24 protein-coding genes are annotated in these 24,449 nt (G+C 60.5%); 9 read left to right on the plus strand and 15 right to left on the minus strand.

The genetic code is table 11. The features are described 5' to 3' along the window. The first annotated feature begins 97 nt into the window (after window positions 1-97). From AC07N8_RS07735 to lnt, 4 genes are read left to right on the plus strand one after another with little or no spacing between them, the layout of a single operon-like run. Window positions 98-1,102, plus strand: a complete 1,005-nt coding sequence (locus AC07N8_RS07735) for a PhoH family protein (protein WP_483843036.1) — start codon at window positions 98-100, stop codon at window positions 1,100-1,102. After that, the gene (gene ybeY, locus AC07N8_RS07740; protein WP_123433436.1) at window positions 1,095-1,589 is read left to right on the plus strand and encodes an rRNA maturation RNase YbeY; all 495 of its coding nucleotides are present in this window, start codon (window positions 1,095-1,097) and stop codon (window positions 1,587-1,589) included. Before AC07N8_RS07735 ends, ybeY begins: the two co-directional genes overlap by 8 nt. A gap of 5 nt (window positions 1,590-1,594) precedes the next feature. Further along, entirely contained in the window at window positions 1,595-2,434 is an 840-nt protein-coding gene (locus tag AC07N8_RS07745) for a CorC family transporter (protein ID WP_027924283.1), read from the plus strand. Window positions 2,435-2,442: 8 nt separating this feature from the next. After that, a complete protein-coding gene (gene lnt / locus AC07N8_RS07750; protein ID WP_483843037.1) occupies window positions 2,443-3,966 on the plus strand; it encodes an apolipoprotein N-acyltransferase in 1,524 nt (507 codons plus the stop codon). A gap of 62 nt (window positions 3,967-4,028) precedes the next feature. Here the strand turns inward: lnt and AC07N8_RS07755 are convergent, their stop codons facing one another. Next, window positions 4,029-4,790, minus strand: coding sequence for a YdcF family protein (locus AC07N8_RS07755; RefSeq protein ID WP_483843038.1), 762 nt, complete (start codon window positions 4,788-4,790; stop codon window positions 4,029-4,031). Between the two features lie 116 nt (window positions 4,791-4,906). Then, the gene (locus AC07N8_RS07760) at window positions 4,907-5,227 is read right to left on the minus strand and encodes a hypothetical protein (RefSeq protein ID WP_483843039.1); all 321 of its coding nucleotides are present in this window, start codon (window positions 5,225-5,227) and stop codon (window positions 4,907-4,909) included. A gap of 279 nt (window positions 5,228-5,506) precedes the next feature. Here AC07N8_RS07760 and leuS point away from each other — a divergent pair, with 279 nt between their 5' ends. The 5 genes from leuS to AC07N8_RS07785 all read left to right on the plus strand — a co-directional run bounded on the left by leuS (window position 5,507) and on the right by AC07N8_RS07785 (window position 11,693). Continuing rightward, window positions 5,507-8,113, plus strand: coding sequence for a leucine--tRNA ligase (gene leuS / locus AC07N8_RS07765; RefSeq protein WP_483843040.1), 2,607 nt, complete (start codon window positions 5,507-5,509; stop codon window positions 8,111-8,113). 88 nt (window positions 8,114-8,201) lie between these two features. Continuing rightward, entirely contained in the window at window positions 8,202-8,807 is a 606-nt protein-coding gene (locus tag AC07N8_RS07770; protein ID WP_493142935.1) for an LPS-assembly lipoprotein LptE, read from the plus strand. A gap of 39 nt (window positions 8,808-8,846) precedes the next feature. Then, window positions 8,847-9,884, plus strand: a complete 1,038-nt coding sequence (holA, locus tag AC07N8_RS07775; RefSeq protein ID WP_027924289.1) for a DNA polymerase III subunit delta — start codon at window positions 8,847-8,849, stop codon at window positions 9,882-9,884. A 260-nt stretch (window positions 9,885-10,144) separates the two neighbouring features. Next, complete coding sequence (gene arfA, locus AC07N8_RS07780; RefSeq protein WP_003176285.1) at window positions 10,145-10,309, plus strand: alternative ribosome rescue factor ArfA; 165 nt, start codon at window positions 10,145-10,147, stop codon at window positions 10,307-10,309. A 61-nt stretch (window positions 10,310-10,370) separates the two neighbouring features. Then, window positions 10,371-11,693 carry a lytic murein transglycosylase gene (locus AC07N8_RS07785; RefSeq protein WP_493142938.1) on the plus strand — a complete coding sequence of 441 codons (1,323 nt, stop codon included), beginning with the start codon at window positions 10,371-10,373 and terminating at the stop codon, window positions 11,691-11,693. A gap of 115 nt (window positions 11,694-11,808) precedes the next feature. Here AC07N8_RS07785 and AC07N8_RS07790 read toward each other — a convergent pair whose 3' ends face one another. The 13 genes from AC07N8_RS07790 to AC07N8_RS07850 form a co-directional block, all read right to left on the minus strand. Then, on the minus strand, window positions 11,809-12,759 hold the full coding sequence (locus AC07N8_RS07790) for a S66 peptidase family protein (protein WP_483843044.1): 951 nt from the start codon (window positions 12,757-12,759) through the stop codon (window positions 11,809-11,811). Between the two features lie 175 nt (window positions 12,760-12,934). Continuing rightward, window positions 12,935-13,960: a lipoyl synthase gene (gene lipA / locus AC07N8_RS07795; protein WP_483843045.1), complete on the minus strand. Its 1,026-nt coding sequence runs from the start codon at window positions 13,958-13,960 to the stop codon at window positions 12,935-12,937. A gap of 1 nt (window position 13,961) precedes the next feature. After that, a complete protein-coding gene (gene lipB, locus AC07N8_RS07800; protein ID WP_483843046.1) occupies window positions 13,962-14,609 on the minus strand; it encodes a lipoyl(octanoyl) transferase LipB in 648 nt (215 codons plus the stop codon). Next, window positions 14,609-14,884 carry a DUF493 domain-containing protein gene (locus AC07N8_RS07805; RefSeq protein ID WP_483843047.1) on the minus strand — a complete coding sequence of 92 codons (276 nt, stop codon included), beginning with the start codon at window positions 14,882-14,884 and terminating at the stop codon, window positions 14,609-14,611. The genes lipB and AC07N8_RS07805 overlap by 1 nt, the downstream gene beginning before the upstream one ends. Window positions 14,885-14,971: 87 nt before the next feature. Further along, window positions 14,972-16,129 carry a D-alanyl-D-alanine carboxypeptidase family protein gene (locus tag AC07N8_RS07810; RefSeq protein WP_027924295.1) on the minus strand — a complete coding sequence of 386 codons (1,158 nt, stop codon included), beginning with the start codon at window positions 16,127-16,129 and terminating at the stop codon, window positions 14,972-14,974. Between the two features lie 180 nt (window positions 16,130-16,309). Continuing rightward, the gene (locus AC07N8_RS07815) at window positions 16,310-17,323 is read right to left on the minus strand and encodes a septal ring lytic transglycosylase RlpA family protein (RefSeq protein WP_483843048.1); all 1,014 of its coding nucleotides are present in this window, start codon (window positions 17,321-17,323) and stop codon (window positions 16,310-16,312) included. Beyond that, complete coding sequence (gene mltB / locus AC07N8_RS07820; protein WP_483843049.1) at window positions 17,323-18,333, minus strand: lytic murein transglycosylase B; 1,011 nt, start codon at window positions 18,331-18,333, stop codon at window positions 17,323-17,325. The genes AC07N8_RS07815 and mltB overlap by 1 nt, the downstream gene beginning before the upstream one ends. A gap of 17 nt (window positions 18,334-18,350) precedes the next feature. Then, complete coding sequence (gene rodA / locus AC07N8_RS07825; RefSeq protein WP_046028876.1) at window positions 18,351-19,454, minus strand: rod shape-determining protein RodA; 1,104 nt, start codon at window positions 19,452-19,454, stop codon at window positions 18,351-18,353. Between the two features lie 31 nt (window positions 19,455-19,485). Next, window positions 19,486-21,381, minus strand: a complete 1,896-nt coding sequence (gene mrdA, locus AC07N8_RS07830) for a penicillin-binding protein 2 (RefSeq protein WP_493142943.1) — start codon at window positions 21,379-21,381, stop codon at window positions 19,486-19,488. Window positions 21,382-21,391: 10 nt separating this feature from the next. Then, window positions 21,392-21,859: a 23S rRNA (pseudouridine(1915)-N(3))-methyltransferase RlmH gene (rlmH, locus tag AC07N8_RS07835; protein ID WP_007937439.1), complete on the minus strand. Its 468-nt coding sequence runs from the start codon at window positions 21,857-21,859 to the stop codon at window positions 21,392-21,394. A gap of 9 nt (window positions 21,860-21,868) precedes the next feature. Beyond that, window positions 21,869-22,363 carry a ribosome silencing factor gene (gene rsfS / locus AC07N8_RS07840; RefSeq protein WP_123433420.1) on the minus strand — a complete coding sequence of 165 codons (495 nt, stop codon included), beginning with the start codon at window positions 22,361-22,363 and terminating at the stop codon, window positions 21,869-21,871. Window positions 22,364-22,434: 71 nt separating this feature from the next. Further along, window positions 22,435-23,124, minus strand: a complete 690-nt coding sequence (nadD, locus tag AC07N8_RS07845) for a nicotinate-nucleotide adenylyltransferase (RefSeq protein ID WP_493142945.1) — start codon at window positions 23,122-23,124, stop codon at window positions 22,435-22,437. A gap of 1 nt (window position 23,125) precedes the next feature. After that, window positions 23,126-24,397 (minus strand): glutamate-5-semialdehyde dehydrogenase, encoded by a 1,272-nt coding sequence (locus AC07N8_RS07850; protein ID WP_493142947.1) that lies wholly within the window; start codon window positions 24,395-24,397, stop codon window positions 23,126-23,128. Window positions 24,398-24,449: the final 52 nt, after the last annotated feature.

Raw genomic sequence — 24,449 nt, forward strand, 5'->3', positions numbered from 1 at the left:
GTCGGAATTCGGCATCTTATTTAAGAGCTTTCGCACCCAGCCCACTGGCGTTATCCTTGATTTCATCTTAATTGCCCCAGGGCGGCTAAATACGACCTTGAACGCACCCATAGAACCGCATCGTTTCATCCTCGAGCCCTTTGAGGCTCGCCGCTTCGCCAATCTGTGCGGGCAATTCGACGAGCATTTGCGCTTGATCGAACAGCGCCTGACCATCGAGATCCGCAACCGCGGAAACCAGTTCGAATTGATCGGCGATCCTAAACACACCACCTCCGCGGAAAACCTCCTGCGCCGTCTGTACCGGGAAACCAAGGGTACCGAGCTGTCGCCGGACATGGTTCACCTGTTCCTGCAGGAATCGGCCGTCGAAGAGCTGGACAATGTGTCCCCCGCCGAACCCTCCGTCGCCTTGCGCACAAAAAAAGGCATGATTCGCCCTCGCGGCTTGAATCAGCTGCGCTATGTGAAGGAAATTCTCGGCAATGACATCAACTTCGGCATCGGCCCTGCCGGTACCGGCAAGACGTATCTGGCCGTGGCCTGCGCGGTAGATGCGCTGGAACGCGAGCAGATTCGCCGCATCCTGCTGGTGCGTCCGGCGGTTGAAGCAGGCGAGAAGCTCGGCTTCCTGCCCGGCGATTTGTCGCAGAAGATCGACCCGTACCTGCGCCCGCTCTATGACGCGCTCTACGAAATGCTCGGCTTCGAACACGTCGCCAAGCTGATCGAGCGCCAGGTCATCGAAGTCGCGCCGCTGGCTTACATGCGCGGTCGTACGCTGAACAACAGCTTCATCATTCTCGACGAAAGCCAGAACACCACCGTCGAGCAAATGAAGATGTTCCTGACCCGTATCGGCTTTGGCTCCACCGCGGTCATCACCGGTGACATCACCCAGGTCGACCTGCCGAAAGGCACCAAATCCGGATTGCACCATGTGATCGAGGTGCTCAAGGACGTGCCGGGTATCAGCTTCACCCATTTCATGCCCAAGGACGTTGTGCGCCATCCACTGGTGCAGCGCATTGTCGAAGCCTACGAGCGCTTCGAAAATCGCGTGACCGAAGAAGCACCCAAGGACAACCGCCGCGATGCTTGAGCTTGATCTGCAACTGGCTACACAAGCGTCCGCCCCCAGCGAAGCCGAGTTCCGCCAATGGTGTGAACTCGCCCTGCGCCAGCGCACTGCCGACTCCGAAATGACCATCCGCCTGGTCGACGAAGCAGAAGGCCGCGAGCTGAATCACACCTGGCGGCAAAAGGATTACGCCACTAACGTTCTGTCGTTCCCCGCCGACGTGCCCGACGAGTTCCTGGATATCCCGCTGCTGGGTGACCTGGTCATCTGCGTGGCCGTGGTCGAGCGTGAAGCCGCCGAACAAGGCAAGGCATTGAAGGCCCACTGGGCTCATCTGGTGATTCACGGCTGCTTGCATCTGCTCGGTTACGACCATATAGATGACGACGAAGCCGAAGAAATGGAAGCACTGGAACGAACGTTGCTTGCAGAGTTGGGCTACCCCGACCCATATGCGGACGACGAAACCGAAACATCCCCTATCGTTACAACAAAGGATTCAGAGTAATCGCTATGAGCGAAGATCGATCGAGCAACGGGCAGAAGTCTTGGCTGGGTAAGCTCACCCAGGCTTTTGCCCACGAGCCGAAAAACCGTCAGGAGCTGCTGGAGCTCCTGCGCGATGCACACCAGAACAAACTGTTGGACAGCGAAGCGCTGGCCATCGTCGAAGGCGCCATCCAGGTTGCCGACCTGCAAGTACGGGACATCATGGTCCCGCGCTCGCAAATGGTCAGCATCAAGGCGACCCAGACCCCTCGCGAGTTTCTGCCTGCCGTGGTTGACTCGGCCCACTCCCGCTACCCGGTGATCGGCGAAAGCCACGATGACGTGATGGGCGTGTTGCTGGCCAAGGACTTGCTGCCGTTGATCCTCAAGGAGAACGGCGACAGCTTCAACATCAAGGACCTGCTGCGCCCGGCCACGTTCGTGCCCGAGTCCAAGCGCCTGAATGTGCTGCTGCGCGAATTTCGCGCCAACCACAACCACATGGCCATCGTCATTGACGAATACGGCGGCGTGGCTGGCCTGGTGACCATCGAAGACGTGCTGGAACAAATCGTCGGCGACATCGAAGACGAGCACGACGTCGAGGAAGACAGCTACATCAAGCCGCTGCCCAGCGGCGACTTCCTGATCAAGGCCCTGACGCCGATCGAGAACTTCAACGAGTTTTTCGACAGCGAATTCTCCGACGATGAGTTCGATACCGTCGGCGGCCTGGTGATGAGCGCGTTCGGACACTTGCCGAAACGCAACGAAATCACTGAAATCGGCCCTTATCGCTTCCGCATCCTGAACGCCGACAGCCGTCGGATTCACCTGCTGCGCCTGACTCCAATTGCACGCTAAGGATTGAAATGCACCGTCTGACCCGTCCCGGCTGGCCCGGTAATCTGCTGGCCGTGGTGGCCGGTGCACTCACCACCCTGGCGTTGGCGCCGTTCGATATCTGGCCGCTGGCGTTGCTGGCGGTCGGTTTCTTTTACGCCGGTTTACGCGAACTGAGCCCACGTCAGGCCCTGGGCCGTGGCTGGTGTTTCGGTTTCGGTCTTTTCGGCGCTGGCACCAGCTGGATCTACTACAGCATTCACAACTTCGGTGGCGCTTCGGTGTTGCTGGCGGGCTTGCTGATGCTGGCGTTCACCGCCGCGATTGCCTGGTTCTTTGCCCTTCCGGCCTGGATTTGGGCGCGCTGGCTACGCCGCAACGAAGCACCGCTGGCAGATGCCCTGGCGTTTGCAGCATTGTGGGTCGGCCAGGAAGCGTTTCGCGGCTGGTTCCTCACCGGTTTCCCGTGGCTCTATTCCGGCTACAGCCAGCTCAACGGTCCATTGGCCGGGCTCGCGCCTTTAGGCGGGATGTGGCTGATCTCCTTCACACTCGCCCTGACGGCCGCACTGATCTACAACGCATTGCGCCTGGTGCGCACCGGGCGTAAAGGGTTTATTGCAGCGGGCGCGTTGTTGCTGGTCGGCCCGTGGGTGGCCGGCCTGGCCTTGAAAGAACACGCCTGGACCAGTCCGGCGGGTCCGGCGCTCAGCGTCGCGGCGATTCAAGGCAACATCGAACAAAGCATGAAGTGGGACCCGGCGCAGCTCAACGCGCAATTAGAGCTGTACCGCGACATGAGCTTCAGCTCCAAACGCGTCGATCTGCTGATCTGGCCGGAAACCGCGGTGCCGGTGCTCAAGTCGTCCGCCGAGGGTTACCTGACGATGATGGGCAACTTCGCCGCCGAGCGTAATTCGGCGTTGATTACCGGTGTGCCGATCCGTCAGGAAGTGCGTCACGAGAAACGCTTCTTCAACGGTATTACGGTCGTCGGTGAAGGCGATGGCACTTACCTCAAGCAGAAACTGGTGCCGTTCGGCGAATACGTGCCGTTGCAGGATGTACTGCGCGGCCTGATCGCATTCTTCGATCTGCCGATGTCCGATTTTGCCCGTGGGCCGGCCGACCAGCCGATGCTGCAGGCCAAGGGTTATCAGATCGCGCCGTTCATCTGTTACGAAGTGGTCTACCCGGAATTCGCCGCCAGCCTTGCGGCGCGCAGTGATTTGCTGCTGACCATCAGTAACGACACCTGGTTCGGCACCTCCATCGGCCCGTTGCAACATTTGCAGATGGCGCAGATGCGCGCGCTTGAGGCGGGTCGCTGGATGATCCGCGCCACCAACAATGGCGTGTCCGGGCTGATTAACCCGTTTGGCCAGATTACCGCGCAGATCCCGCAGTTCGAACGCGGCATCCTCTACGGCGAAGTGGTGCCGATGCACAACCTGACGCCGTACCTGCAATGGCGTTCGTGGCCGCTGATTATCGTTTGCGTGTTGTTGTTTGGCTGGGCCTTGATTGCCAGCCGGATGGCAAAAACTGTCTGAAGCTGCCGAGCTTTTGTGGCGAGGGAGCTTGCTCCCTCGCCACAGGTTATCGCTCGACAGATTTATCGGTAAAACAGCGAATACCCGACCTGCCCCACCGCCTCATTCATCAATTGCCCGGACTGCCAGATCGACTTGAATTCCGGCATCCAGCCGCCCAGCGGCCGGGCATTGTCCACGCCTAAAAAACCCACCGGCGCAGGCACCACTTCAAATCCGGCCTTCTGGAAACTCCAGACAGAGCGCGGCATGTGCCACGCCTGAGTCACGACCACCACCCGCTTGATGCCCTGAGGCAATAATACTTCGGCACTGAACTGCGCGTTTTCCCACGTCGTTCGGCTGCGCCCTTCCTGCCAGCGTACCGTCACACCAAAATCATCGAGCAGCGAGTCCGCCATCATCTTCGCTTCAGAGGGCGGCGTACCGTAATGCAGGCCGCCACTGGTCAGGATGGGCAAGCCGGAAGCCTTGGCCAGACGCGCCGCATAACGCTCACGCTCCAGCCCCACGCCCGTCGGCTGGTCGGTGCCCCACGCCACGTCGCCGCGCTCACGCCCGGAACCCAACAGCACAATCGCGTCTGCACGCTGGCCCAGCGTCGCCCATTCGTCGCGTGCCAGCGGCGGTTCACGCTCAAGCGCCTTGGCGCTCCACTGCACCACCACGGGCAAACTCATCAACCAGAAGCCACCGAATCCCAAGACAAAGCACACACTCGCAAGCCTTGGTCTTGAGCGGCGCAACCACCACGCAAGGACCAGCAGCAGCAAAAGAATGCCGGGAGGTAACAGAAGTTGTTTTACGAAATATCGAAAAGGCATCGAGCATCTCCAGAGATGCCCGAAGCCTAAAGGGGTTGACGCAGTGCGACAACAGATATGGAAGGACTATGCTTCACAAGAGTTAAAAAGAAGCCGGGCCATGACCTCAAGTGCCCTTACTTGAATTGCAGAGACCGGACCTTTACCGCGTCCCTGCCTCGTACTTTGTCCTTGAGCCAGATGATTTTGGCCGAACGTGGTGCGTCGAGTTGCTTCACTGCTGCTGACAAGCATCCCTGTGTTTCACGTTCACTGCGATCCAGATAGGCTTTGACCAATTCAAACTCTGCGGGGCTGAGGCCGCGCAGTTCCAGCTCCAGGGGACGCTCATCGCGCAGCCGGCCAGCAGTTTTTGCAGCGTCCAGGGCCATTCCCAGACGATCGATCAGTCTTTCGTACAGCTCCGGTTTTGTGGCTTTTTGCTGTGACTCAACCATCCCTCACCTCATTGAAGATAAGACTCGCTCCCCATTTAGAGCTTAGCTTCCATGAACAAACCGGCTGAACACTGCGACCAACGGCCCTCGCAGCCGTTTTTGCGAGACGCGCGAGCGTAATCAGGGTTTCCCTCGGTAGAGTGCGGTCATGTATGCTACGGCGCTTCCTGTAACTCCACTTCCAGCTCGTCTGGGCACCGAAACGCCGATTTGGCGTGATCACCGTCCAGCGTTGCATTGAAGAGGATTAGGCCACCCCTATTCAGTTCAAAAGTAGCCATGCACGAACAATATCAGCCCCGTGAAATCGAAGCCGCCGCCCAGTCGTTCTGGGACGAGCAAAAGTCCTTTGAAGTCAGTGAACAGCCAGGCAAGGAGACCTTCTACTGCCTGTCGATGTTCCCTTACCCCAGCGGCAAGCTACACATGGGGCACGTGCGCAACTACACCATCGGCGACGTGATCTCCCGCTACCAGCGCATGCAAGGCAAGAACGTTCTGCAACCCATGGGTTGGGACGCCTTCGGCATGCCAGCGGAAAACGCCGCGATGAAGAACAACGTAGCGCCCGCGAAGTGGACCTACGAAAACATCGCCTACATGAAAACCCAGCTGCGCAGCCTGGGCTTGGCGGTGGACTGGTCCCGCGAAGTGACCACCTGCAAGCCTGATTACTACCGCTGGGAACAATGGCTGTTCACTCGCCTGTTCGAAAAAGGTGTGATCTACAAGAAAAGCGGCACCGTGAACTGGGACCCGGTCGACCAGACCGTTCTGGCCAACGAACAGGTGATCGACGGTCGCGGCTGGCGTTCCGGCGCGCTGATCGAAAAGCGCGAAATTCCGATGTACTACTTCAAGATCACCGCTTACGCGGATGAGCTGCTGGAGAGCCTCGACGAACTGACTGGCTGGCCTGAACAGGTCAAGACCATGCAGCGCAACTGGATCGGCAAATCCCGCGGCATGGAAGTGCAGTTCCCGTACAACGTCGACTCCATCGGCGAAGCCGGCGCGCTCAAAGTCTTCACTACCCGTCCGGACACTTTGATGGGAGCGACTTACGTCGCCGTGGCCGCTGAACACCCGCTGGCCACCCTGGCCGCGCAGAACAGTCCTGAGCTGCAAGCGTTCATCGCTGAATGCAAGGGCGGCAGCGTCGCTGAAGCCGACGTCGCCACCCAGGAGAAGAAAGGCCTGCCGACCTCGCTGTTCGTCGAGCACCCACTGACCGGCGAAAAACTTCCGGTATGGGTCGCCAACTATGTGTTGATGCATTACGGCGATGGCGCGGTAATGGCTGTCCCGGCGCACGACGAACGTGATTTCGAGTTCGCCACCAAGTACAACCTGCCGATCAAGTCCGTGGTGCGCACCAGCTCGGGTGACACCAACCCGGCTCCGTGGCAGGACGCGTATGGCGAGCACGGCACGCTGATCAATTCCGGCGAGTTCGACGGCCTCGATTTTGCCGGCGCGTTTGACGCCATTGAAGTCGCGTTGATCAAGAAAAACCTCGGCGCCTCGCGCACCCAGTTCCGTCTGCGCGACTGGGGCATCAGCCGCCAGCGCTATTGGGGTTGCCCGATCCCGATCATCCACTGCACGACCTGCGGTGATGTGCCGGTGCCGGAAGACCAGTTGCCTGTTGTGCTGCCGGAAGACGTCGTACCCGACGGTGCCGGTTCGCCACTGGCGCGCATGCCCGAGTTCTACGAGTGCAGCTGCCCTAAATGTGGCCAGCCTGCCAAGCGTGAAACCGACACCATGGACACCTTTGTCGAGTCCTCGTGGTACTACGCCCGTTACGCCTCGCCGCACTATGAAGGCGGTCTGGTGGAAAAATCCGCGGCCGACCATTGGTTGCCGGTGGATCAGTACATCGGCGGCATCGAACACGCGATTCTTCACCTGCTCTACGCGCGCTTCTTCCACAAGCTGATGCGCGACGAAGGCCTGGTGAGCTCCAACGAGCCATTCAAGAACCTGCTGACCCAAGGCATGGTGATCGCCGAGACTTACTATCGTCGCGAAGCCAATGGCGCCTACACCTGGTTCAACCCGGCGGACGTCGAACTCGAGCGCGACAGCAAGGCCAAGGTCATCAGCGCCAAGCTGATCGCGGACGGCCTGCCGGTGGAAATCGGCGGCACCGAGAAGATGGCCAAGTCGAAAAACAACGGCGTTGACCCACAGTCGATGATTGACCAGTTCGGCGCCGACACCTGCCGCCTGTTCATGATGTTCGCCTCGCCACCCGACATGAGCGCGGAATGGTCCGACTCCGGAGTGGAAGGTTCGCACCGTTTCCTCAAGCGCGTCTGGCGCCTCGCTCAAGCCCACGTCACTCAGGGCCTGCCGGGCAAACTGGACGTCGCCGGCCTGAACGATGAGCAGAAAGTCATCCGCCGTTCGATCCACCAGGCCATCAAGCAGGCCAGCCACGACGTCGGCCAGAACCACAAATTCAACACCGCCATCGCCCAGGTGATGACGCTGATGAACGTGCTGGAAAAAGCCCCGCAAGGTACCGAACAGGATCGGGCACTGGTCCAGGAAGGTCTGGAAACCGTGACGCTGCTGCTGGCGCCAATCACACCGCACATCAGCCATGAGCTGTGGAATCAACTGGGTCACGCTGGCCCGGTAATCGACGCCGCCTGGCCGGTGCTGGACGAAAACGCGTTGGTGCAAGACAGCCTGACGCTGGTCATCCAGGTCAACGGCAAGCTGCGCGGCCAGATCGAAATGCCGGCCAGCGCGACGCGCGAAGAAGTCGAAGCCGCGGCCCGTATCAACGAGAACGTGCTGCGCTTTGTCGACGGCCTGACTATTCGCAAAGTGATCGTCGTGCCCGGGAAACTGGTCAACATCGTCGCCAGCTAATTGGATCAGGCGCCGGGCCATGCCCGGCGCCGAGTAAAACCTTTCGGGCCGCAAGATCGGCCCACATGGTTTCAAGGGGAGCAACAAAATGATCAAACGCAATCTGCTGGTGATGGGCCTTGCGGTCCTGTTGAGCGCCTGCGGTTTCCAGCTGCGCGGCACCGGCACCACTGAACTGGCGATCAAGGAACTCGACCTGAGCGCCCGCAACGCCTACGGCGAAACCGTGAAGCAAATGCGTCAGGTGCTGGAAGGCAGTGGCGTCAAGGTCTACACCGGCGCACCTTTCAAACTGGTGCTGACCGATGAGCAGGAAAGCCAGCGCATCATCAGCTACGCAGGCGGCGGCCATACTGGCGAGTATCAGCTAACCACTGTGCTGAACTACGACATTCGTGGCGCACATGACCTGCCGCTGATTAGCGACAAGCTCGAAGTGCAAAAGATCTACATGCATGACGGCAACAATCTGGCGGGGTCCGACAAGGACGCCGACACTGCTCGTGGGGAAACCCGTCGCGAGCTGATTCAGCGCATGATGCTGCGTCTGCAGCAGATCACCCCGGCTCAACTGGACCAGCTGCAGCAGACCGCAGAGGCCAAGGCCAAGGCCGAAGCCCAGGCACTGGAAGCCGCACAAAAGGCTGAAGCGAATACTCCGCGCCAGTCGCCTGTCCAGATCCCGCAACAGTAAGACTTTCGGGGCGCTCCGGCGCCCCGATGGCCCTCTCTTATGAAACTTGCCCCTGCCCAACTCGGTAAACACCTGCAAGGTGCCCTCGCGCCGGTCTACATCATCAGCGGCGATGACCCATTGCTGTGTCAGGAAGCGGCGGATGCCATTCGTGCCGCTGCCCGTCAACAAGGCTTCGATGAACGCCAGGTCTTCGCCGCCGACGCCAGTTTCGACTGGGGCACGTTGTTGCAGGCCGGTGCGAGCATGTCGTTGTTTGCCGAAAAACGCCTGCTGGAACTGCGCCTGCCCTCCGGCAAACCCGGTGACAAGGGTGCTGCGGCCTTCATCGAATACTGCTCGCGCCCGGCCGAAGACACGATACTGCTGATCAGCTTGCCCAAGCTCGATGGCAGTGCGCAGAAGACCAAGTGGGGCAAGGCGCTGGTCGAAGGTCAGCACACTCAGTTCGTGCAAATCTGGCCGGTGGATGCCAACCAGCTGCCCAGCTGGATCCGCCAGCGTCTGTCCCAGGCCGGATTGTCGGCCAGCCAGGACGCAGTCGAACTCATTGCAGCCCGTGTCGAGGGCAACCTGCTCGCCGCCGCGCAGGAAATCGAAAAGCTCAAATTGATGGCCGAAGGTGGGCAAATCACCGTCGAAACCGTCCAGGCCGCCGTGGCCGACAGTGCACGTTTCGATGTATTCGGCCTGACCGACGCCATCCTTAATGGCGAAGCGGCCCACGCACTGCGCATGCTCGAAGGGCTGCGTGGCGAGGGTGTCGAACCGCCGGTTATTCTCTGGGCGCTGGCCCGGGAACTGCGCCTGCTGGCCAACCTGTCGCTGCAATACAGCCAGGGCGTGCCCCTGGACAAAGCCTTCAGCTCGGCCCGACCGCCGGTCTGGGACAAGCGCAAACCCCTGATGAGCAAAGCCCTGCAACGTTACTCGGCGCAACGCTGGGCGCAGTTGTTGCTGGAAGCGCAGCGGATTGATGCGCAGATCAAGGGGCAGGCGGCAGGTTCGCCGTGGATGAGCCTCAGCCGATTGTCACTGTTGATGGCCGGTCAACGCCTGACATTGCCCGCCGAATAACCCGCAGCCTTTGTGGCGAGGGAGCTTGCTCCCGCTGGGTCGCGAAGCGTCCCCTAAACCCGTCACCCAACTTGTTCAGGTAGAACGTATTCAACGGGTCTGCGGCTGCTGCGCACCCGAGCGGGAGCAAGCTCCCTCACCACAAGATAGCGTTCAGCCAGGACAATACCGAAAAATCCTACAACCTGTGGGGACTAGACAGAACCCCAACTTCAGCCGATGATTTGCCCCGCAAAACCCACTCACTCGCGAGAATCATCATGAGCAAAAAGCCATCGAAGCATGGCCCCAACAAGGCCAAATCCATCATCGCCCAGCCACTGTTCCGCAGCCGTCAGGAACGAGCCGGCAAGGGCAAAGGCAGCTACCGCCGCGAAGCCTTCCAGTCTAATAGCTGGGAGGCTTCTTACTTTCTGGCTGCGTAAAGCAGAACACCCCTTCTACATGTTAAGGTCTGTACCTGATTCGTATCTTCTGGACCTGTGCATGCCCCTTAGTCTTTCCCGTCGTTGGCCCGTTCGCCAACTGATCGCTGCCTCCAGCCTCATTTTGCTTGTCGCCTGCGCGGAAAAACCGACCGCCGCCGACGCCCAGCCGCTGCAAACCCTTCCCGTCGCGACAGCCCCTGCGGTCATTCCGCCCGTGGTGCCGGCCGGAGAAAACCTCGACATCCAGCCCACCCAGACGTTCGCCGAATGGCAAGCGGGTTTCCGCAAAGACGCGCTGGCCGCCGGTATCCGCGCCGATCTGTTCGACCGCGCCTTTGCCGATGTCAGCTTCGACCCGAGCGTGATCCGTGCCGATCGCAGCCAACCGGAATTTTCCCGTCCGGTGTGGGAATACCTCGACGGCGCCCTTTCTCCCCTGCGAGTACGTAAAGGCCAGGCGCTGCTCAGCGAAAACGCGGCCATCCTGCAAAGCATCGAACAGCGTTATGGCGTCGACCGCCAGGCACTCGTGTCGGTGTGGGGCATGGAGAGTAACTTCGGTCAGTTCCAGGGCAGCAAGTCGGTCATCAACTCGCTGGCGACGCTGGCGTACGAAGGCCGGCGCCCGGGCTTTGCCCACGATCAACTGATCGCCGCCCTGCAAATCCTGCAACAGGGCGACATCACCCCCGAGAAGATGCTCGGTTCCTGGGCCGGCGCCATGGGCCAGACCCAATTCATCCCGACGACTTACAACACCCACGCTGTCGACTTCGATGGTGACGGTCGCCGTGACATATGGAACAGCTCCGCCGACGCCCTGGCCTCGACCGCGCACTACCTGCAAAGCTCCGGCTGGCAGAAAGGCCAGCCGTGGGGCTTTGAAGTGCAACTGCCGGGCAGTTTCAACTACGTCCTGGCCGATGGCACAATTCGCAAAAGTGTCGCCGAATGGTTGCAACTGGGAGTTTCGATGCCCGCTGGCGCTCGGGTCCCGCCAGGCTCGGAACACCTCTCCGCGGCCCTGCTGCTGCCGGCCGGCTACCGTGGTCCGGCATTCCTGGTGCTCGACAACTTCCGCGCGATCCTCAAGTACAACAACTCGTCGTCCTATGCGTTGGCGGTGAGTCTGTTGTCCGAACGTTTCAATGGTGCGGGGCTGATCAGCGGCACCTGGCCCAAAGATGACTTGCCATTGAGCCGCACCGAGCGCATGGAACTGCAAAGCCTGTTGAGCGCCCAGAACTACGACGCGGGCACCCCGGACGGCATTATCGGCGCCAATACGCGCAAAGCGATCCGCAGTGCACAGCAGTCGTTTGGCTGGCCGGCGGATGGGTATCCGACGCACAAGTTGCTGGAAGGACTGCGGAACCGCTAAACGCTTCGCGAGCAGGCTCGCTCCCACATTGGATCTGTGAATGACACAAAACCTGTGGGAGCGAGCTTGCTCCGGGCGGCGTTCCGACGATGACCGACTGCCAGGCGACGAAACTCTAGCGCCTGACCACCACATCCTGCTCCAACACCAATTCTTTCTTCCCCGCATCCAATCGAACCAAAGCCCCCATCGGCAATGTCAGGTTCGGATCACAATGCCCGCTGCGCCACCCGGCCAGCACCGGAATCCGCAACGGCTCGAAGGTCTGCTTGAGCAACCGTTCCAGCGCGGCCGCATCAACCCCCGCCACATCCCCCACCAGAACCCCGCGCAGCTTGCCCAGCGCACCCGCCAGCCGCAGATGGGTCAGCAGCCGGTCAATGCGATACAGCGGCTCATTGACGTCCTCGATCAACAGGATCACGCCCTCGGCCTCCAGCTCGTAAGGCGTGCCCATGGTCGCGGCAATCATCGACAGGTTACCGCCCAGTAAACGCCCGTGAGCGATGCCAGGCTCAATCGTGGTCAACGGCCAGGCCACCGGGTGCGAAAGCACGCTGCCGGCCTTCACCTGGCCTCTGAGCATGTTGAAAAACGACGACTCGGTAGGCTTCTGCTTGTCGCCCAGCAAATCGGCATTGAGCAGCGGACCATGGAAGGTCACGAATCCGGCATAACGACTGATCGCCAAATGCAGCGCCGTGATATCGCTATAGCCGATGAACGGTTTGGCGTTGTTTTGCAGCAGTTCGAAATCGATACGGTCGAGCAAACGCGGCGTGCCATAACCACCGCGCAGGCAAATGATCGCATCCACCTCGGGATCCGCGAACGCCGCGTGCAGATCATTGAGCCGCACCTCGTCACTGCCGGCCAGATAACCCTCCTGCTCATACACCCCGGGAAACACCCGCAGCGCGTAGCCGCGAGCGCGCATCCAGGCGATGGCCTTCTCAGTGTCCAGTCCGGCAGGGCCGGCGGGTGCAATCACGCCGATCAACCCTTCCGACGGCAAGGCCGGAACAGGTGTATGCGGATACAGCGTGTGGGTCGGTCGAACGGTCATCCATGAATCTCCCTGCGCGAAAATCTTCAGCACACAGTAGTCAGGAACGGGGACAAACAGAAGAGGCTCAGTCGCCCGCAGGTTGCAGGAAAACACACTGGCTGGCGTAGGCCAGGCAAAAAAACGCCCGCAAAGCCTGAAAAGCCATGCGGGCGCCTTTTAAGTCATCGCCAAATTACAGGGACGATATCAGCTCGGCTTTAACCAGCTTCGCTTGTTCGTCGGCGTGGTACGAGGAGCGTACCAGCGGGCCCGACGCGACGTTCTTGAAGCCCATCTTGTAACCTTCCTCGGCGAACCAGGCGAAGGTGTCCGGGTGCACGAAACGCTGCACTGGCAAGTGGCTGCGGGACGGTTGCAGGTACTGGCCGAGGGTCAGCATGTCGATGTCGTGTTCGCGCATGCGCTTCATGACTTCGATGACTTCTTCGTCGGTTTCGCCCAGGCCCAGCATCAGGCCGGACTTGGTTGGAATGTGCGGCATCATCTGCTTGAAGCGTTGCAACAGGGTCAGCGACCACTGGTAATCCGAACCCGGACGCGCAGCCTTGTACAGGCGCGGCACGGTTTCCAGATTGTGGTTGAACACATCTGGCGGCTCGGCGGCGGTGATTTCCAGTGCTACGTCCATACGGCCACGGTAATCCGGGACCAGGGTTTCGAGCTGTACGTTCGGCGACAGCTTGCGGATCTCGCGGATGCAGTCGGCAAAGTGCTGGGCACCACCGTCACGCAGGTCATCGCGGTCAACCGAGGTGATCACCACGTACTTGAGTTTCAGGTCGGCGATGGCGATGGCCAGGCTTTGCGGCTCGTTGGTGTCCAGTGGTTTCGGACGGCCGTGGCCGACGTCACAGAACGGGCAGCGACGGGTGCAGATGTCGCCCATGATCATGAACGTCGCGGTGCCGCCGGAGAAGCACTCGCCCAGGTTCGGGCAGGACGCTTCTTCGCACACGCTGTGCAGCTTGTGTTTGCGCAGCAGGGCCTTGATACGGTCGACTTCCGGGGAAACCGGGATGCGTACGCGAATCCAGTCGGGTTTCTTCGGCAGTTCGGTGGTCGGAATGATCTTCACCGGGATACGTGCAACCTTCTCGGCGCCGCGCAGCTTGACGCCGGCTTCAACCTTGGCACGCGGGGCCGGACGCTCAGTGACATCGAGCGTCGGGATCATGGTTTGCACTGCATCAGTAGTCATATCAATCGATTCCGCCCGTTAGGGTCGTCTGCTCAGCATAGTCGAGGTGTTTGACGAGCTGCGCGCGCAGCCGGGCACTTACCTCGGCAAATTCAATCGGTCCTGCGTGATCGCTCAGCTGGGTCATCGCCAGCCCGGCGTAGCCGCAGGGATTAATCCGTCGAAACGGTTCCAGGTTCATGTCCACGTTCAGGGCCAGGCCATGAAAGGAACAACCGTGGCGGATCCGCAGACCCAGGGAGGCGATTTTCGCCCCGTCGACGTAGACACCCGGTGCGTCCGGCTTGGCGGCGGCAATAACGCCGTAACTCGCCAGCAGTTCGATCAGGCACAGTTCCATTCGGGTGACCAGGTCACGTACGCCAAACCCCAGCTTGCGTACGTCCAGCAGCAGATAAGCCACCAGTTGGCCAGGGCCGTGATAAGTCACCTGCCCGCCTCGGTCGACCTGCACCACCGGAATATCCCCCGGCAACAACAAGTGCTCGGCCTTGCCGGCCTGCCCCTGGGTGAACACCGGTGGGTGCTCGACCAGCCAGATCTCGTCGGCGGCCTCGGTGCCGCGTTCGTTGGTGAAGCGTTGCATGGCATGCCAGACCGGCTCGTAAGCCATCTGGCCGAGCTCACGAAAGCCCAGCGTGCCAGACATCACAACACCATGTGCACGAAGCCGGTAGCCCGCAGTTCGCTGTTGATGTCGTACAGCTGTTCTTGGCCGGTGGCAACGATGTGCAACTGAATAGTGGTGTATTTGCCGTTGCTGCTTTGGCGCTCGTCTACACGCTCTTCATTGATTGTTGCGTGTTTCCTGACGATGTCGATGATCGTGTCCTTATTCCCCACGCCGGTGTCGCTGATCACCTTAACCGGGTAATCATTGGCAGGGAACTCGATCTTTGGCGCCTTTACTTCGGTATCGGTCATGGCGTAACGGCCTCGTAAGCGTAAGCCGTGGCGACGGGCATGACCCCGCGCCGGATCAGCGCGGAGTCATGCAGGTGCACACTGTATTCAGTTGAAGATGCTGTAGAAGAATAGACGGATGCTATCCCACATGCGGCGGAAGATACCACCTTCCTCGACAGCGTCCAGGGCGATCAGATCGGCGCTGTGCACCACTTTGTCGTCCAGTTTCACTTCCACTTTACCGATCACGTCGCCCTTGGCGATTGGCGCAACCAGCTGCGGGTTCATGGTCATGCTGGCGGCGAGCTTTTTCAGCTGGCCTTTTGGCAGGGTCATGGTCAGGTCTTCAGCCAGGCCGGCCTTGACTTGATTGGTCGCGCCTTTCCAGACAGGGGCCTGAGCCAGCTCGGCGCCTTTCTGATAGAAGGTCTGGGTTTCGAAGAAACGGAAACCGTAAGTCAGCAGTTTCTGGGTTTCGGCGGCGCGCGCCACTTCGCTGTTGGTACCGAATACCACGGCGATCAGGCGCATGCCATCACGTACAGCCGAAGACACCATGCAGTAGCCGGCTTCGTCGGTGTGACCGGTTTTCAGACCGTCGACCGTCTTGTCGCGCCACAGCAGCAGGTTGCGGTTAGGTTGCTTGATGCCGTTCCAGAAGAACTCTTTCTGCGAGTAGATCGCGTAGTGAGCCGGGTCTTCGTGGATGATCGCGCGAGCCAGCACAGCCATGTCGTGAGCCGACGAGTAGTGCTCAGGGTTTGGCAGACCGGTCGGGTTCATGAAGTGGGTGTTGGTCATGCCCAGGTCGGCCACGGTTTTGTTCATCACGTCGGCGAAAGCGTCTTCGCTGCCGGCGATGTGCTCGGAGAGCGCAACACTGGCGTCGTTACCCGACTGAATGATGATGCCGTGCAGCAGGTCGCTGACAGTGACCTGCGAGCCAACCTTGATGAACATCCGCGAACCACCGGTACGCCAGGCGTTTTCGCTGACGGTCACCGGATCGTTTTCGCCGATCTGGCCACGACGGATTTCCAGGGTCGCGATGTACGCGGTCATCAGCTTGGTCAGGCTGGCCGGCGGCAGGCGCTGATCACCATTGTTCTCGACCAGCACGTTGCCGCTGCTGGCGTCCATTAGCACATAGGCCTTGGCGGCCAGTTGTGGGGGTGATGGCATCACCTCGACCGCGAACGCCGCGGGCGAGAGGAGCAGCGGGACTAACAGGAACAGGCGTTTGGCAAAGGTGGTGATGTTCATCCGTCTCTCGAAATCGCTAATGGAAACTGCCCAAGGGCAAAACTAATCAGACAGCTTTCTAACGAGCTGTCGCGTGTTCAGTCGTTCACTCTTTAACCCTTGCCGGGCTTTTGTTCTCATGAGCCAACAACCAGGTCCGCCCCCCAAACCGCAAGCGAACCGTCAATCAAGTACTACGTATTACTCGGCGGTGACCACGCTCGGCGAGCCGAGATTGGCCATGCGCACGCTGTTCTGCACTTGCTGGATTTCACCCGGAGAACCGATCGGCCCCAGGCGCACCCGATGCAGTGTCTGTTGGTTGCGCACTATCGAGCTGATGAACACCGGAGCGCTCACCATCCCGCTGAGCTTCGATCTCAGGAGTTCTGCAGCGTCCGGGTTGGCGAACGCGCCCACCTGCAGATACTGGCCAGAGGCTGGTACAGAAGCGTTTTTTTTTGCATCAAGCTGAACTGGCACAACGGCCGCGGCGTGTTGCTGCGGTGGCGGCGTCCATTGCTCGACGGTGCCGGCCGAGGCCGTAATCACCGGGGCGCTATTTTGCGCGACTTGCGGCTCGTTGAGCATCAAAGGCGCCGGACGGCCTTTTTGCGCCCACCACTGTTGCGGATCGATGCCCTCGACCTTGACCCGCGCGGTGCCGATTTCGGCGTAACCGAGTTTTTTGGCGGCGGCATAGGACAAGTCGATGATGCGGTCCGAATAGAACGGCCCACGGTCGTTGACCCGCAGGATCACGCTCTTGTTGTTGTCCAGGTTGGTCACCCGAACGTAACTTGGCAGTGGCAATGTCTTGTGTGCTGCACTCATGCCGTACAGGTCATACACCTCGCCATTGGCGGTGTTCTGGCCGTGAAACTTGGTGCCATACCAGGACGCCGTGCCCGAGGCGACGTAGGTCTTGGATTCTTGCAGCGGGAAATAGGTCTTGCCCAGCACCGTGTACGGGTTGGCTTTGTAAGGACCGCTGTGCAGGGTCGGCGTGGCGTCCGGGATGCGCGATACGTCGACATCCCACCACGGCGCGCCATCTTTGTGGGCACGGTTGATGTCCAGCCCCGGCGTAGCACGCACGGCGGTGGACGGGGATTTCTGAGCCGGCGCGCGACTGGTCGAGCAACTGGCAAGCAGCACCGCCAACGCGGCGAAAGCCATGAGCTTCAGGGGTTTATTCATAGGCAATGCCCGCATTACTTGACGCCCCGTGCTTGGACCAGCTGTTCAGACAGTTGATGTACGGCCATGGCGTACATCACGCTGCGGTTATAACGCGTGATCGCGTAAAAGTTCTTCAGGCCCATCCAGTACTCGGGGCCATTGTCACCTTCCAGGCGGAAAGCCGTGACCGGCATATCATCGCGCAGCGCATCATGACTTGACCACCCCAGCGCCCGCAACTCCCCTGCGGTTTTAACCGGCTCGATGCCCGTGGTCAAACCGTCGTCCACCTGATCACCCCGAACGTCGGCGCGGCTGACCACCGGTTCGCCGGCCACCCAGCCGTGACGCTTGAAGTAACTGGCAACGCTGCCAATGGCATCGTCCGGGTTGTTCCAGATATTAATGTGGCCGTCGCCGTCAAAATCCACGGCGTACGCGCGAAAACTGCTCGGCATGAACTGCGGCAAGCCCATGGCACCGGCGTAGGAGCCCTTGAGGGTCAACGGATCGACCTGCTCTTCCCGGGCCAGCAGCAAGAACTCACGCAGTTCCTTGCGGAAAAACTCGGCACGGGGAGGATAGTCGAAACCCAGGGTCGACAACGCATCGATCACCCGGTAATTGCCGGTATTGCGGCCGAAAAAGGTTTCAACGCCGATGATCGAGACAATCACCTGCGCCGGCACACCGTATTCCTGCTCGGCACGCGCCAGTACTGCTTCGTGCTGACGCCAGAAGTCCACACCACGGGCGATGCGCGCGTCGGTGATGAACATCGGCCGGTATTCGTTCCACTGCTTGACCCGTTCAGCGGGTTTCGAGATGGCGTCCAGAATCGACTGCTTGCGCTCGGCTTCGCGGAACACGCCCATCAGCTGCTCACCGGCGAAACCGTAATCGCGGGTCATTTCACCGACGAATTCGGCCACCTGGGGTGAGCCTTCGTAATCGCCGGCCAACGCGTCCTGCGCTGTGCCAAGGATGCTTACCAGGCCGACCCATGGCGCGTATCGAGTCGCCCAGCCACGCATTACTTGCATTGAAATCTTCACCTTATTCAAACTTGTGCGATCCACTTACGATGGGTATGGATCGACATCAAAACCCCAAACGCTGACAGCAGCGTTACCAGCGAAGTTCCTCCGTAGCTAATGAACGGCAACGGCACCCCCACGACCGGCAACAGGCCACTGACCATACCGATGTTGACGAAAACGTAAACAAAAAACGTCATCGTCAGGCTGCCTGCGAGCAATTTGCCGAACAAAGTCTGGGCCTGGGCGGTAATCACCAGCCCCCGACCGATCAACAGCAAGTAGATCAGCAGCAACGCGCAAATGCCCACCAGGCCAAACTCTTCGCCCATCACCGCAATAATGAAGTCGGTGTGGCTTTCCGGCAGGAAGTCCAGGTGCGACTGGGTGCCCAGCAGCCAGCCCTTGCCGAACACACCGCCGGAACCGATGGCGGCTTTCGACTGAATGATGTTCCAGCCAGTCCCCAACGGATCACTCTCCGGGTCGAGGAACGTCAGGATTCGCTGCTTCTGGTAGTCGTGCATGATGAAGAACCACATCGCCACAGCCACCGGAACGGCAGCCGCCAGCACACTGATGATCCAGCGCCATTTCAAGCCACCCATAAACAGTACAAACGCACCACCGGCCAGGATCAACAGCGATGTCCCCAGGTCCGGCTGACGCACGATCAGGATGAACGGCAAGCCGATCAGGAACAGACTGACCGCCACGTGCTTGAGCTGCGGCGGCAAGGTGCGCTTGGACAGGTACCAGGCGATGGTCGCCGGCATCAGGATCTTCATGAACTCCGAAGGCTGGAAGCGAATCACCCCGGGGATGTTGATCCAGCGCGTGGCGCCCATGGCGTTGTGGCCCATGACGTCCACCACCACCAGCAACAGCACGCCGAGCACATAACCAACCGGCACCCAACGCGCCATGAATCGCGGTTCGAACTGCGCAATGACGATCATCGACACCAGGCCGATGCCAAACGAAGTCGCTTGCTTGGCCAGCAGGTCCCAGCTTTTGCCGCTGGCCGAATACAGCACGAACAGGCTGCCGGCCGCGAGGGTCAGCAGCAGAATCAACAACGGGCCATCGATGTGCAGGCGCTGCAACAGCGTGGCACGACGACGCATCACATCCTCACTGGAGAGCATGCGATCAAAATTATTCATCACGGGCTGTAGCCTCTGCGCTGATAGGGCTGGCGTACTCGGCTTTCAGACGTCCGTCCTGGTCCAGGAGCCAGGCGTCCATGACTTGACGCACCACTGGCGCGGCGACGCCGGAACCGGACTCGCCGTTCTCGACCATCACCGACACCACGATTTGCGGGTTGTCGGCCGGCGCGAAGCCGACAAACAAGGCGTGGTCGCGGTGACGTTCCTGAACCTTGGAACGGTCGTACTTCTCGCCCTGCTTGATCGCGACAACCTGAGCCGTACCACTTTTACCGGCGATCCGGTATTGCGCGCCAATCGCTGCCTTGCGCGCGGTACCGCGAGCGCCGTGCATCACCTGCTGCATACCGTGGTTGACCTTGGTCCAGTCCGACGGATCGCGCAGGACGATGTCCGGCATCGGGTTTTCATCCTTGGGCCTCTCGCCCTCGACGGTCTTGGCCAGGTGCGGACGGTTCCACACCCCTTTGTTGGCCACCAGCGCCGTGGCCTGGGCCAGTTGCAGCGGCGTGGACTGCATGTAGCCCTGGCCGATCCCCAGAATCAGGGTTTCACCCGGGAACCAGGCCTGGCGACGGGTCGCACGCTTCCATTCACGGGTAGGCATCAAGCCCGGCGATTCTTCGAACATGTCCAGCGAGACCTTCTGGCCAATGCCGAACTTGCCCAGGTACGACGACAATCGATCGATCCCCAGCTTGTGGGCCAGGTCATAGAAGTAGGTGTCGTTGGACCGCATGATCGCCGTGTCCAGATCTACATAGCCGTCGCCGGTACGGTTCCAGTTACGGTACTTGTGATCGTAGTTGGGCAGCATGTAGTAACCAGGGTCGAACACGCGGGTCGAAGCCGTGACTACGCCGGAATCCAGACCGGCAATCGCCACCGCCGGTTTGATCGTCGAACCTGGCGGGTACAAACCGCGCAGCACGCGGTTGAACAGCGGCCGGTCGATGGAATCACGCAGTTCGGAATAGGCCTTGAAGCTGATGCCCGTCACGAACAGGTTCGGGTCGAAACTCGGCTGACTGACCATCGCCAGTACTTCGCCGGTTTTTGGGTCCAGTGCCACCACAGCGCCACGACGACCGCCGAGTGCCGTTTCAGCGGCTTCCTGCAATTTGATGTCCAGGCTCAGGACGATGTCCTTGCCGGGAATCGGATCGGTACGCTTGAGCACCCGCAACACGCGGCCCCGAGCATTGGTCTCGACCTCTTCGTAACCGACCTGACCGTGCAACTCCGGCTCGTAGAAGCGCTCGATGCCGGTTTTGCCAATTTGATGGGTGCCGCTGTAACTCACCGGATCCAGCGTCTTGAGCTCTTTCTCGTTGATCCGCCCCATGTACCCGACCGAATGCGCAAAGTGCGCGCCCTGCGGATAGTGACGAACCAGCTGCGCGACCACTTCCACCCCCGGCAGGCGGAACTGGTTTACGGCAATTCGCGCGATCTGCTCTTCGGTCAATTCGAACATGATCGGCACCGGCTCGAACGGCCGACGCCCCTGACGCATGCGTTTCTCGAATATCACCCGATCCTCGGGCGTCAGCTCAAGCACCTGGACAATTACGTCGAGCACTTGCTGCCAATCGCCGGAACGTTCGCGGGTCATGCTCAGGCTGAAGCTGGGCCGGTTGTCGGCGATAACCACACCGTTGCGGTCGTAAATCAACCCACGGGGTGGTGGAATCGGCTGCACATGGACGCGGTTGTTTTCCGACAGCGTCGAGTGGTACTCGTACTGGATGACCTGGAGGAAATACAACCGCGCGATCAGCACACTAATAAGCGTCACGACCGCAATGGCACCGAACACGACACGGCCACGCACCAGACGGGCGTCTTTTTCGTGGTCCTTGATACGGATCGGCTGAGACATGGGGGCAGAACTACTTGTGGTAAGGGTGGCCGGACAAGACTGTCCAGGCACGATACAGCTGTTCGCCGATCAGGATTCGCACCAGCGGGTGCGGCAACGTCAACGGCGACAATGACCAGCGCTGATCGGCTCGGGCACAGACTTCCGGCGCCAGCCCTTCGGGGCCGCCGACCATGAAATTCACCGTGCGCGAGTCCAGGCGCCAGCGATCGAGTTCGACCGCCAGCTGCTCAGTGCTCCAGGGTTTGCCGTGGACTTCGAGGGTGACAACACGCTCATTCGGCCCGACCTTGGCCAGCATGGCTTCGCCTTCCTGACGGATGAAGCGCGCCACGTCGGCGTTCTTGCCACGGGTGTTGAGCGGTATTTCCACCAGTTCCAGCGCCAGCTCGGACGGAAGACGCTTGGCATATTCATGCCAGCCTTCTTCCACCCACTTGGGCATCCGTGAACCGACGGCGATCAGTCGCAGTCGCACAGCGGGCCCTTATTGCTGGTCTTTGTTGAGCTTGATGAAATGCTCGTGGGTGTTTTCCGGGCTGTGGTGAGCCGCGTTCAGCGCACGGCTCTGTTCAGCGCCGGACCACAGACGTTCCAGGTCGTAGAACTGGCGAGCGGAGGCGGTCATCATGTGAACGATGACGTCGTCCATGTCCAGCAGGACCCAGTCGCTGTCGCCCTTGCCTTCTTCACCCAATGGCTTGACGCCCTGGGCTTTGACGGCTTCGCGAACCTTGTCCAGCATCGCGCCGATCTGGCGATTGGAAGTACCGGTAGCGATGATCATGAAGTCAGTGATGCTCTGCTTTTCACGAACGTCGATGACCTGAATGTCCTGGGCCTTGACGTCTTCCAGGGCGGCTACGGCAACCTTGACCAGTTCTTCACCGCGCAGCTCCGGCCCGGTTGGAGCCTCTACTGGCAGTGGAGCGCTTTTGAATGTGCCTTTGCGCTTTACTTTAGCTACGTCTTTGTCAGTCATATAAAACTCGTTTTGCTCGTATGTTCGGGGGCTTCGATACACGTGATCACGTGCTTGAAGCGCGCCTCTTTTCAGTTCGACGCACGGTAAAGTCCGTGCGCATCGATGTAGGCCAGGACCGCGTCGGGCACCAGGTAACGTACCGACTTACCGCTGGCCAGCAGTTGACGGATCTGGGTGGCGGATACCGCGAGCGGTGTCTGCCAGACGAATGCAATCTGTCCGCTCGGCCCTTTGAGGGCCAGCGGGTCGCTCACCGAGCGCGCTGCCAGCAGGTTGCGCAAGGCATCCGGCGGTTCGCTGTCGGCATCCGGGCGTTGCAGCACCAGGATGTGGCAATGCTGGAGCAACTCTTCCCAGCGGTGCCAAGTGGGCAGGCCGCAAAATGCGTCCCAGCCCAAAAGTAGAAAAACCTGGGTCTGGGCGGCCAGTTCGGCACGCATCAGTTCCAGGGTATCGATAGTGTAGGACGGTTTGTCCCGCTGCAATTCGCGGGCATCCACCACTAACGGTGCCACACCGGCCACCGCGCACTCGACCATCGCCAGACGGTCTTTGGCCGAGACCTGCGGCGTACCGCGGTGCGGCGGCCTGGCGCTGGGTGTCAGGCGCAATTCATCGAGCGCCAACGACTCGGCGACTTCCAGCGCACCACGCAGATGGCCGATGTGCACCGGGTCGAACGTGCCGCCCAGCATGCCGATGCGCCGAGGTTCAGGCTCGTCTGCGGTGGCTGGGGCTGTCGGGTTGAAGTCGCCCAAGTCAGACCGACGCCTGGCCGCGCAACTGGCCATCACCGACCACGATGTACTTCTCGCAGGTCAGACCTTCGAGGCCCACCGGGCCGCGGGCGTGCAGCTTATCAGTAGAAATGCCAATCTCGGCACCCAATCCGTATTCGAAGCCATCGGCGAAGCACGTCGGGGTATTGATCATCACCGACGATGAATCGACTTGCGCGACGAAACGCCGCGTGTCGGCGAGGTTTTCGCTGACGATCGAGTCGGTGTGATGGGAGCCGTGCTTATTGATATGTTCGATGGCCTGGTCCAGCCCGTCGACCACGCGGATCGACAGAATCGGCGCCAGGTATTCGGTGGTCCAGTCTTCTTCTGTGGCCACCACCGCATCGATGATTACCCGCGTGCGTTCGCAACCACGTAGCTCAACGCCTTTTTCGCGGAACTGGGCAGCCATCGACGGCAGGAAATCCCTGGCAACGGTTTGATCCACCAGCAGCGTTTCCATTGCGCCGCAGATGCCATAACGATACGTCTTGGCGTTGAACGCGATGCGCTGGGCTTTCGCCAGGTCGGCGTGCTCGCTCACGTAAACGTGGCAGATGCCGTCCAGGTGCTTGATCACCGGCACGCGCGCATCACGGCTGACGCGTTCGATCAGGCCACGGCCGCCACGGGGCACAATGACGTCGACGTATTCGGGCATGGTGATCAGCGCGCCTACGGCGGCACGGTCGGTGGTTTCGACCACTTGCACCACGGCGGCCGGCAATTCGGCTTCGGCCAGGCCGCGCTGGATGCAGGCGGCAATGGCACGGTTGGAATGAATGGCTTCGGAACCGCCACGCAGGATCGTCGCGTTGCCGGACTTCAGGCACAGACTGGCGGCGTCGATGGTCACGTTCGGCCGGGATTCGTAGATGATCCCGATCACGCCCAACGGCACGCGCATCTTGCCCACCTGAATACCCGACGGGCGGAAACTCATGTCGCGAATCGCGCCGACCGGGTCCGGCAATGCGGCCACCTGGCGCAAGCCGACGATCATGCCGTCGATGCGTTCCGGGGTCAGCGCCAGACGTTCCAGCAAGGCAGCTTCAAGACCATTGGCGCGACCCGCGGCCAAATCCAGTTCGTTGGCCGCCGTCAGCTCGTAGCGTGCAGCGTCCAGCGCATTGGCAGCAGCCTGCAAGGCGCGGTTTTTCTGCGCGGTGCTGGCACAACCGATGACGCGAGAGGCTTCGCGGGCAGCGCGACCCAGGCGGGTCATGTAGTCAAGAACGGACTCAGTCATTGTCTGCTGTGGTCTTGGTAAAGAGGAAAGCGGCAGATTATAGCTGTCGCGT

This window comes from Pseudomonas sp. GW821-FHT10C09, assembly GCF_059415465.1.

What these genes read in the sequence shown, in the direction of transcription:
- holA (WP_027924289.1), top strand. Translation starts at nt 8,847, where the DNA reads ATGAAACTTGCCCCTGCCCAACTCGGTAAACACCTGCAAGGTGCCCTC.
- rodA (WP_046028876.1), bottom strand. Translation starts at nt 19,454, where the DNA reads ATGCGTCGTCGTGCCACGCTGTTGCAGCGCCTGCACATCGATGGCCCG.
- arfA (WP_003176285.1), top strand. Translation starts at nt 10,145, where the DNA reads ATGAGCAAAAAGCCATCGAAGCATGGCCCCAACAAGGCCAAATCCATC.
- lipA (WP_483843045.1), bottom strand. Translation starts at nt 13,960, where the DNA reads ATGACTACTGATGCAGTGCAAACCATGATCCCGACGCTCGATGTCACT.
- lipB (WP_483843046.1), bottom strand. Translation starts at nt 14,609, where the DNA reads ATGTCTGGCACGCTGGGCTTTCGTGAGCTCGGCCAGATGGCTTACGAG.
- AC07N8_RS07745 (WP_027924283.1), top strand. Translation starts at nt 1,595, where the DNA reads ATGAGCGAAGATCGATCGAGCAACGGGCAGAAGTCTTGGCTGGGTAAG.
- AC07N8_RS07770 (WP_493142935.1), top strand. Translation starts at nt 8,202, where the DNA reads ATGATCAAACGCAATCTGCTGGTGATGGGCCTTGCGGTCCTGTTGAGC.
- rsfS (WP_123433420.1), bottom strand. Translation starts at nt 22,363, where the DNA reads ATGACTGACAAAGACGTAGCTAAAGTAAAGCGCAAAGGCACATTCAAA.
- AC07N8_RS07850 (WP_493142947.1), bottom strand. Translation starts at nt 24,397, where the DNA reads ATGACTGAGTCCGTTCTTGACTACATGACCCGCCTGGGTCGCGCTGCC.
- AC07N8_RS07760 (WP_483843039.1), bottom strand. Translation starts at nt 5,227, where the DNA reads ATGGTTGAGTCACAGCAAAAAGCCACAAAACCGGAGCTGTACGAAAGA.
- lnt (WP_483843037.1), top strand. Translation starts at nt 2,443, where the DNA reads ATGCACCGTCTGACCCGTCCCGGCTGGCCCGGTAATCTGCTGGCCGTG.
- AC07N8_RS07785 (WP_493142938.1), top strand. Translation starts at nt 10,371, where the DNA reads ATGCCCCTTAGTCTTTCCCGTCGTTGGCCCGTTCGCCAACTGATCGCT.
- ybeY (WP_123433436.1), top strand. Translation starts at nt 1,095, where the DNA reads ATGCTTGAGCTTGATCTGCAACTGGCTACACAAGCGTCCGCCCCCAGC.
- leuS (WP_483843040.1), top strand. Translation starts at nt 5,507, where the DNA reads ATGCACGAACAATATCAGCCCCGTGAAATCGAAGCCGCCGCCCAGTCG.
- mltB (WP_483843049.1), bottom strand. Translation starts at nt 18,333, where the DNA reads ATGCAAGTAATGCGTGGCTGGGCGACTCGATACGCGCCATGGGTCGGC.
- AC07N8_RS07790 (WP_483843044.1), bottom strand. Translation starts at nt 12,759, where the DNA reads ATGACCGTTCGACCGACCCACACGCTGTATCCGCATACACCTGTTCCG.
- AC07N8_RS07810 (WP_027924295.1), bottom strand. Translation starts at nt 16,129, where the DNA reads ATGAACATCACCACCTTTGCCAAACGCCTGTTCCTGTTAGTCCCGCTG.
- AC07N8_RS07755 (WP_483843038.1), bottom strand. Translation starts at nt 4,790, where the DNA reads ATGCCTTTTCGATATTTCGTAAAACAACTTCTGTTACCTCCCGGCATT.
- AC07N8_RS07815 (WP_483843048.1), bottom strand. Translation starts at nt 17,323, where the DNA reads ATGCGGGCATTGCCTATGAATAAACCCCTGAAGCTCATGGCTTTCGCC.
- mrdA (WP_493142943.1), bottom strand. Translation starts at nt 21,381, where the DNA reads ATGTCTCAGCCGATCCGTATCAAGGACCACGAAAAAGACGCCCGTCTG.
- AC07N8_RS07805 (WP_483843047.1), bottom strand. Translation starts at nt 14,884, where the DNA reads ATGACCGATACCGAAGTAAAGGCGCCAAAGATCGAGTTCCCTGCCAAT.